Annotated in this window: 6 protein-coding genes; 1 reads left to right on the top strand and 5 read right to left on the bottom strand. The window is 70.3% G+C overall.

Annotated elements, in window-relative coordinates; translation table 11 throughout:
• Positions 1–398: 398 nt before the first annotated feature.
• On the top strand, positions 399–1,268 hold the full coding sequence (locus ACFYZB_RS46450) for a helix-turn-helix domain-containing protein (protein ID WP_388768173.1): 870 nt from the start codon (positions 399–401) through the stop codon (positions 1,266–1,268).
• A gap of 38 nt (positions 1,269–1,306) precedes the next feature.
• Here ACFYZB_RS46450 and ACFYZB_RS46445 read toward each other — a convergent pair whose 3' ends face one another.
• Genes ACFYZB_RS46445 through ACFYZB_RS46425 form a run of 5 tightly spaced genes read right to left on the bottom strand, consistent with a single transcriptional unit; the run spans position 1,307 to position 7,629 of the window.
• Positions 1,307–2,497 (bottom strand): thiolase family protein, encoded by a 1,191-nt coding sequence (locus tag ACFYZB_RS46445; RefSeq protein WP_388768172.1) that lies wholly within the window; start codon positions 2,495–2,497, stop codon positions 1,307–1,309.
• Complete coding sequence (locus tag ACFYZB_RS46440) at positions 2,497–3,144, bottom strand: CoA transferase subunit B (protein WP_351607189.1); 648 nt, start codon at positions 3,142–3,144, stop codon at positions 2,497–2,499. The genes ACFYZB_RS46445 and ACFYZB_RS46440 overlap by 1 nt, the downstream gene beginning before the upstream one ends.
• Positions 3,141–3,899: a CoA transferase subunit A gene (locus ACFYZB_RS46435; protein ID WP_388768169.1), complete on the bottom strand. Its 759-nt coding sequence runs from the start codon at positions 3,897–3,899 to the stop codon at positions 3,141–3,143. The genes ACFYZB_RS46440 and ACFYZB_RS46435 overlap by 4 nt, the downstream gene beginning before the upstream one ends.
• Positions 3,900–3,910: 11 nt before the next feature.
• The gene (locus ACFYZB_RS46430; protein ID WP_388768167.1) at positions 3,911–5,683 is read right to left on the bottom strand and encodes an FAD-dependent oxidoreductase; all 1,773 of its coding nucleotides are present in this window, start codon (positions 5,681–5,683) and stop codon (positions 3,911–3,913) included.
• A gap of 17 nt (positions 5,684–5,700) precedes the next feature.
• Positions 5,701–7,629, bottom strand: coding sequence for a maleylacetate reductase and hydroxyquinol 1,2-dioxygenase domain-containing protein (locus tag ACFYZB_RS46425; protein WP_388768165.1), 1,929 nt, complete (start codon positions 7,627–7,629; stop codon positions 5,701–5,703).
• Positions 7,630–8,150: the final 521 nt, after the last annotated feature.

The following is an 8,150-nucleotide window of genomic DNA, read 5'->3' as shown; positions in this document are numbered from 1 at the left end:
GAAGCGAAGGCTGACGTGCGAGGACATCTTCGTGCCGGAACTCCTCGACACCTGAGTCGAGCGGCAACGGCGTTTCGGGCTCATCGATCCGAGAACGCGAGACTGGCCGTCGTCACGGCCACCTGCCGATTGGCTATGACCAGCACTTTCGCAACAGGCCCTGCGGTACCCCGATGGCGGTGGGCTGACGGCCGAGGAACGGGCTCAGCGTGAGCAAGTCGGGCTCGCAGCCGCCGATCCGATCGAGGCCGGAGTCGGCGACCGGGAGGTGGCCCGACGGTTCAGGCTGACCCGGATGTCGGAAGCGGGAGCCGGGTGCGCGGAACCAGGTCTGTCCTCGACACAGCAATATAGTTTACAGTTCAATTTCTGGCGAGGTGCTGCAAGGAGATCGTACCGTGGCAGAGCTCGGACTCGCGGACACGCTGGGCATCCTGCGGCAGCCCGGCGTAGAGCCGCAGCACAGCAGCGCAGGGCTCGGTTGGGATCACCTCTACCTCTCCTGCCAGAAGGAACAGCCCTACCACGCTCGCTTCGAACCGGCCCCCACCCACCTGCTGATCCTGCATCTCAGCGGACCGGTGACCGTCCGCAGGGGCCAAGGGCCGAAGGCGCGGTCGCGGGCGGTCCCACGCGGTGGGCTGTTCGTGCAGCCAGCTGGCCGAACGCTGTCCGTGGAACTCGCCGGCCGGCTCGAGACCGTGCACGTCTATCTGAGCGACGAGGCGTTGCGCGAGGCCAACGACGGTCGGCCGGTCCAGCTGTCCGAGGACCTGGGTGCCGTCGATCCGTTGGCCGAACAGCTCGTCCTGGCCTTGGCGGGGGTGGCACGGGATTGGCAGCCGTCGGCACGCACCTACGTCGACCACCTCGCCGGCATGCTCGCCGCACAGCTCGTACGGCGGCACGCTGCCGCGCCCGCCGAGCCGCCTCCCGGTCCGTCCGGATTGAGCGACCGGCAGCTCGTGGCGGTCAGGGAGCTCATGGAGGAGCGGCTCGCCGAGGCACTGCCGATCGCGGATCTGGCCGCCGCCGCCTCGCTGAGCCGCAGCCAGTTCACCCGGCAGTTCAGGGCGAGCACCGGGCAGTCGCCGCACCAGTACCTGCTCGCGCTGCGCCTGGAGCAGGCATGCCGAATGCTGCGCACGGGTTCCGCCCCCATCGGGCAGGTGGCGGTCGAATGTGGTTTCTCGCACCAGGAACACCTGACACGAGCGATGCGCGCCAGGCTGGGGACCACCCCGGCCGCCCTGCGCCGCGCAGGTTGAGAGGTGAAGGGGCACCCCCGCCGCCCGTGGCAGCGGCGTCAGCGTTCCAGGACCAGCGCCAGTGCCTGGCCCACCCCGATGCACAGGGCCGCCAGCCCAGTCCCGGATCCCGCCGCGGCGAGCTGATGCGCGACCGCGCCGGTGATGCGGGCGCCCGAGGCTCCCAGCGGATGGCCGATGGCGATGGCGCCGCCGCGCGGGTTGACGACCTCCGGGTCGAGCTCGGGCAGCGCGACCAGGCAGGCCAGAGCCTGTGCGGCGTACGCCTCGTTGAGTTCGATCGTGTGCAGTTCGTCGGGAGCGACCGACGCCTTCCTGAGTACCTTGCGGATCGCGTCCACCGGGCCGAGTCCGAAGTACTGCGGCTCGATGCCCGTCACCGCCGCCGCCCGCACCCGCGCCAGTGGTTCGCGGCCGGTCGCCGCGAGCCCCTCCTCGTCGGCGAGCAGCAGCGCGGCCGCCCCGTCGTTGAGCGGCGAGGCGTTGCCGGCTGTGATCGTGCCGTCCTCGATGAAGGCCGGCCTGAGCCGGGCGAGGGCCTCCAGGGAGGTGTCGTCCCGGATGCCCTCGTCACGGGGCAGGTCCACCCCCTCGACGGGGACGACCTCTCCCGCATACCTGCCCTCACGCCAGGCACGGGCGGCGTTGCGGTGGCTGGCCAGGGCGAACGCGTCCTGTGCCTCTCGGGTGACGGCGTACTTGGCGCCGACGAGTTCCGCGCTCTCGCCGAGGGGGATGGTCCACTCCGCCGGCATCCGCGGGTTCACCATCCGCCAGCCGAGCGTCGTCGAGTACAGCTGCTGGTCCGTCGCCGGAAAAGCACGCTCCGGCTTCGGCAACACCCACGGCGCGCGGCTCATGGACTCGACGCCGCCGGCCACCGCAATGGACGCGTCACCGAGCGCGATCGCCCGGGCCGCCTGGACGACTGCCTCCATACCGGATCCGCACAGCCGGTTGACCGTGGCACCCGGCACGGTGACCGGAAGTCCTGCGAGAAGCGCGGCCATCCGGGCCACGTCGCGGTTCTCCTCGCCCGCTCCGTTGGCGTTTCCGAGCAGCACGTCGTCGATGCGCCCCGGGTCCAGGTCGGGACTGCGGTCCAGGAGGGCGCGCAGCGCACCGGCGGCGAGATCATCGGGGCGTACGCCCGCCAGGGCGCCGCCGTAGCGGCCGAAGGGGGTGCGCACGGCGTCGACGACGTACACGTCACGCGGTCTCTCGATCATCAGTGGCTCCCTGCAGGACTGGGGTGGAAGTTCAGCGGTGTCAGGTCGGCGATCTCGTCGGCCGTCACACCTGGGGCGGTTTCGACGAGCCGGAGTCCGGTCGGCGTGATGTCGAGGACGCACAGGTCGGTGATGATCCGGTCCACGCAGGCCCGGCCCGTCAGCGGCAGGGTGCAGTTCTCGACGATCTTGGGGCTGCCGTCCCTGGCCGTGTGTTCCATCAGTACGACGACCCGGCGGGCGCCGTGGACGAGGTCCATCGCACCGCCCATGCCCTTGATCATCTTTCCGGGGACCGCCCAGTTGGCCAGGTCGCCGCGGACCGAAACCTGCAGCGCGCCCAGGACGGCGGTGTCGATGTGACCGCCGCGAATCATCCCGAAGGACAGCGAGGAGTCGAAAAAGGACGCCCCCGGCCGCACGGTCACCGTCTCCTTGCCCGCGTTGATGAGGTCGGCGTCGACCTCGTCGGGTGACGGATACGGTCCGACGCCGAGCAGGCCGTTCTCCGAGTGCAGGACGACGTCGATGTCTGTCGGCAGGTGGTCGGCCACGCGGGTGGGCAGGCCGATGCCGAGGTTGACGTAGTCGCCGTCCCGCAGCTCGCGCGCAGCGCGCGCTGCCATCTCGTCCCTGGTCCAGCTCATCGCTCGCGCACCGTCCTCTTCTCGATTCCCTTGTCGGCCGCCTGCTCGGGGGTCAGCGCCACGACACGCTGGACGAACACCCCGGGCAGATGGATCTCGTGGGGGTCGAGTGCTCCCGGCTCGACCAGCTCCTCCACCTCGGCCACGGTGATGTGCCCGGCCATCGCGGCCAGCGGATTGAAGTTGCGTGCCGCACGGTGGAAGACGAGGTTGCCGTGCCGGTCTCCGCGCGCGGCCCTGACCAGCGCGAAGTCGGTGGTGATGGCGTGCTCCAAGATGTGGTCGACGCCATGGAAGGTCCGTACCTCCTTGGGCGGCGATGCCATGGCGACGGATCCGTCCGGCGCGTACCGCCACGGCAGCCCGCCCTCCGCGACCTGCGTGCCGACGCCGGCCGGGGTGTAGAAGGCCGGGATTCCGCAGCCGCCCGCCCTGAGCCGCTCTGCGAGCGTGCCCTGTGGCGTCAGTTCGACCTCGAGCTCGCCCGCGAGGTACTGGCGGGCGAACTCCTTGTTCTCGCCGATGTACGAGCCCGTGACCCGGGCGACGCGGCCCGCGGCCAGCAGGATGCCGAGGCCACGGCCGTCCACGCCGCAGTTGTTCGACACCACGGTCAGACCGCTCGCCCCGCTCTCGTACAGGGCGCCGATGAGCACCTCGGGGACACCGCTCAGTCCGAAGCCGCCGACGGCGAACGACCGTCCGTCGGTCACGTCCGCCAGGGCCTCTTCAGCCGTGGCCACCACCTTGTCCATACCGCTCTCTCCTACCGGTCCAACACCCGGCGCAGTGCGCCGAGCAGTTCGTCCTGGGCCGACTGAGCGCTCTCGGATGCGCTGGCGCGGCGCCAGGCGACGTAGCCGTCGGGGCGCACCAGCAGCACGCCGTCCTCGGCGATCTCGCTTACTCGGCTCCATTCGCCGTACGCGTCACGGCAGTTGTCGTGGCCGATGCGCACCACCCGCAGCGGAACGCCGAGCTCTGTCTGGCAGGCGGTCGCGGCGGTGTCCCAGACGCCGCCCGACAGGCCGGTCAGCACGGTGAAGGTGCCGTCACCGATGACGTCCAGCGTGGACAGACGCTCGCCGTGGGCGTCGACGAGCCACGCGTGCGGCAGCTTCGCGCCGGGCCGGGTGGTCGGCCGGGCCACCAACTCGCCGTCCTGCTCCCAGACTTCGGCGGGACCGTCGTCGAAAAGCACCGCCGACGAGGCGTAGCGCTGGTTCATCTCCACGCCGTGCGCGTTGAACTCGTAGTTCTTGAGCTGGATCGCTTCTTCGAGAAGGCGCCGCTTCTTGCTGGCCTCGGGCGTCTGCGCCCCGAGCGCCGCGAGTCCTTCGGCGATGGCCTGCTCGTCGCTGCCGCCGCCGACGCCCAGCACTTCGAAGATAGGGCCGAACTGGTCACGGCTGAGGTTGGCCCGCTCGACGATCTGCCGTCCGACGGGAGCACGTTCGGCCGTGTAGCTGTCGAGCAGCGCTTCTCCGGCCTCCCCGCGGATCACCATGGCGAGCTTCCAGGCGAGGTTGTAGGAGTCCTGGACGGAGGTGTTGGAGCCGAGCCCGTTGGACGGCGGATGACGGTGCACGGCGTCGCCGGCGCAGAAGACCCGCCCGGACGAATACACCGTGGCGTAGCTGTGGTTGACCGTCCACAGCGAGGTCGATGTGATCTCGACCGGCAGGTCGGGGTCACCGACGAGATCACGCACGGTCTGCCGCGCCGCCATCTCGTCCACCTCCGGCGGCGGTTGCTCGATGTCGTAACCCCACACCAGCAGCCACTCGTTCCACGGACGGACCATACGGACCAGGCCCATGCCGATGCCGCCGGTCTCCGCCCCGGGCCGCAGCACCCAGTACAGAACGCTGGGCCGGTGGGCGCAGTAGCGGGTGAGGTCGGCCTTGAAGACGATGTTCATGCTGCCGGCCTTGGCCATGCGCCCGTCGAAGGGCAGGCCGAGCTGCTCGGCGACCGTGCTGCGCCCTCCGTCCGCGCCGATCAGGTAGCGGGCCCGCACGGTGAACTCGTCGCCGCGGACCCGGTCACGCAGGAAGGCGGTGACGCCATCGGCGTCCTGGGTGAAGCCGATGAACTCGGTGTCGAAGCGGACCTTGGCGCCGCGGGACGCCGCGTTGCTCACCAGGATCGGCTCCAGGTACGTCTGCGGCAGGTCGATCATCTCGCAGGGGCTCTTCGAGGCGTATTCGGTGGCCGAGGCGGGCCCCGTGCCCCAGCTGCGGATGCGGCCGATCTCCTGCCCGGTCAGCGAGGTGCACAGCACCGTGTCGCCCATGAGGTGGGACGGGCTGCCGAACGTCAGTGCCTCGGATTCGACGCCGAGGTCGCGCAGCACTTCCATGGTGCGCTGGTTGGTGATGTGTGCCCGCGGGGTGTTGGCGAGCCAGCCGTATTTCGTCACCAGCAGGGTGCGGATGCCGTAGGTGGCCAGCGCCAGGGCGGCCGAGCCGCCGGCGGGGCCGCTGCCGACGACGAGGACGTCGGTGTCGTAGGTGTGGTGCGCGTCGGTGGATGTCATCGGTGGACGCTCCTCGGTCAGTCGGCCAGGGGGGCGATGCGGAAGGTGTAGTCGAGGCGGCGCCACTCCCCCTCGACCTGGCGGCCGTCGGGGGTGGGACCGGTCTGCGGCGCGAAGTCGACGACGAGCTCGTCCTTGACGCCGAAGACGGTGTCGCTGTCCAGATAGGCGCCGCCTGACACGAACAGCTGTGTGACGAGCCGACGGTGGCCGGGTGCGTCGATCATGAAGTGGAGATGGGGTGCCCGGTAGGGGTGACGCTCCACCGCGCCGAGCATGTGCCCGACCGGTCCGTCGTCGGGGATCGGGTACTCCGAGGGCAGGATGGACCAGAACGTGAGCCGCCCGTCGGCGTGGGTGCGCAACCGGGCTCGTAGCACCGGTCCGTCCAGATCGGGGAGTTGGACGTCGTAGAAGCCCTCTTTGTTGGACTGCCACACGTCCACGACCGCGTCTTTGACTGGCTCGCCGTCGGTGCCGGTGATCCGCACGTCCGCCCAGAGCGGGATGCCGGGCAGCCCGGCGGAGATGTCGCTTCCGTGCGCGACCCCGGGCGGCCCCTCCACGTAGAAGGGGCCGAGCACCGCGGACGGTGTGGTGGTGGGGGTACGGGAGTTGGTGAGCAGATCGACGGCGCTGGAGACACCGAGGGTGTCCGACAGCAGGACGAATTCCTGGCGGGTCGGGCTGCACAGCTGTCCGGTCCGGGTGAGGAAGTCGATGGCGTACTGCCATTCGGCATCGGTGACGTCGTTGGTGGCGACGAAGGTGTGCAGGTGCCGGACGAGGTCGCTGAGCAGGGTACGGACCCGGGGCTCGGGGGCCCTCGCGAAGCTGGCCACCACCTGTTCGGTGAGGCGGGCAAGCCCCGCTTCCGTGGACGGAGGGCCTTCGGGGCGGCGCCCGTACCAGGCGTCGGTCAGCAACTCCGTCATGTCCTCGGCGGTCAGCTCCCGCGGGTTCGGGTAGGGCGTCGAGACGGCCAGTTCGGCCGCGTGGGCGAGGCTCGACTCCGGCAGGCCGAGGTCGCGCAGCGAGGTGGGCCCGCCCAGGGCGGCGACCAGGTCGTACACGCCGCTCGGGGCGTCCGGCACGCCCAGGGCGTCGGCGATGCGACGCATCACGCCGGGGACGGCGGGCGCGTTGTAGGCCATGGCGTGCGGCAGGACGACAGTGTGGGTCTCGGCGTGCGGCAGGTCGAAGCTGCCGCCGAGGGTGTGGCACAGCTTGTGGTGCAGGCCCATACCGACGGTGGCGAGGCAGGTCCCGGCGAGCCAGGCCGCATGGAGGAGATCGGCGCGCGCTTCCGGGTCGGCCGGGTCGGCGGTCAGGCGGGACAGCGCCCGCGCGATGCGGGAGATAGCGTCGAGGGCCTGCTGGTCGGTGACCGGGTTGGCGTCGGCGGAGTACAGGGCCTCGACGGCGTGCGCGAGTGCGTTGACACCGCTGGTGACCGTCATGGGCAGCGGCAGAGTGAGGGTGAAGTCCACGTCGTAGACGACGGTTTCGGGCAGGATCGACGGGGAGGACTGCGTGACCTTGCGCCCGTCCCGTGTCTCGCCGAGCACGGGGGTCACCTCGGAGCCCGCGTACGTGGTCGGCAGGACCACCTGCGGGAGGTCCGTGCGCAGGGCGAGCGCCTTTGACAGGCCTGTCGTCGAACCGCCCCCGATGGCGACGATGCCGTCGGCGGAGGCCTGAGTGAGCACGTCGAGCGCCTGCTCTGTCACCTCGACCGGGGTGTGCATGGCCGCGCCGTCGAATTCCGCCACCAGCATGTCGCCGAGGGCCCGGCGGACTCGCGCAGAGGCCTCCGGCAGGGCTGGGCTGGACAGCAGCAGCACCCGGGAGCAGCCCAGCCGCTCGGCCTCGTCGCGGACCCGGCGCACCGTGCCGGCACCGAAGACGACCCGCGAGGGACGGGATGTGTACACGAATGTTCGCACTGAGCTCGGCCTCCGCGTCATCGGGGATTGTGTCGGTATCTCGGGCACCGAGTATGCGAAGGGCGTCCGGGTGAGTTCCTGCACGATCAGCGCGTTGCACTGCACAAAGCACGCGCGTGTCGCAGGGTCTCCGGCGGACCTGGGGCGTGCGTCGAAACGCTGATGAGTGCCGGGCGGAGATCGCCGGATCGACCGGGCGGCTGGAAGCTGCGCGGGAGACGCTCTCGCGGCAGGTGATCACTCGGGAACGGTGGCCGGGGGCGTGGCCGAGACCTTCCGCGAGACAGCCTGGGTGAGATCGAGGAGTTTGCGGGGCCTGGGCCGCTGTGTGCTGAGGCGGCGAAGATCGAGGGGCCGCGGTCGAAGGGGCGTAGTCGGCCGGGATGCGGTACTCGATGGTGATCAGGAGCGGCCTTGGTACTCCGAGGGGTCTCCACCTGCTGGTCCTCGAAGTTGGACAAGTGTGCGTAACCATGTATGAGTGAGTGTCGTTGTCAGAGCGTGAATCTGACGGAATGGGC

This window comes from Streptomyces sp. NPDC001852, assembly GCF_042891825.1.
GTDB lineage: Bacteria > Actinomycetota > Actinomycetes > Streptomycetales > Streptomycetaceae > Streptomyces.
Note: the sequence above shows the minus strand (reverse complement) of the source record. Positions and strands in the feature narration are given on the sequence as shown.